Here is a 513-nt window from a genome sequence, read left to right on the forward strand (position 1 = left end):
AAGTTCCACAGCATCATGTCCGGGCGTCCCCACGGCCCGTAGACGGTGAAGAAGCGCAGGCCCGACTGGGGGAAGCCGTACAGTTTGGCGTAGCTCTGGCTCAGCAGTTCGCACGACCGCTTGGTCGCCGCATAGAGCGACACGGGCTCCACCGTCGGATCGTCCTCGCGGAAGCCCGCTCCCTCCAGCGGCCGGTCGCCATAGACCGAGCTGGACGAGGCGTAGACCAGATGGGTCACGCCGTTGTGGCGCGCGGCCTCCAGCATCGACAGATGGCCCGCCAGATTGGACCGCTCATAGGCGAAGGGGTTCTCGATCGAGTAGCGAACCCCGGCCTGGGCGGCGAGGTGGACGATCCGCTCCACGCCGTTGTCGCGCACCAGGGCCAGCATCTGTTCGTGGTCGGCGATGTCGGCCCGCACCATGGTGAAGCCCTCGCGCGCCTCCAGCCGGGCGGCGCGGGCCTCCTTCAGGGCCGGGTCGTAGTAGTCGTTGAAATTATCGACCCCGATC

The 513-nt window shown here is 67.3% G+C and carries 1 protein-coding gene; it reads right to left on the minus strand.

The annotated features are described in order from the left end of the window. Nucleotides 1-513 (minus strand): NAD-dependent epimerase/dehydratase family protein (locus ACK4S7_RS13295; protein ID WP_409647771.1); only part of this gene is annotated, 513 nt, incomplete at both ends.

It is taken from the genome of Sphingorhabdus sp. (assembly GCF_046292425.1).
Taxonomy (GTDB): Bacteria; Pseudomonadota; Alphaproteobacteria; order Sphingomonadales; family Sphingomonadaceae; genus Sphingorhabdus_B.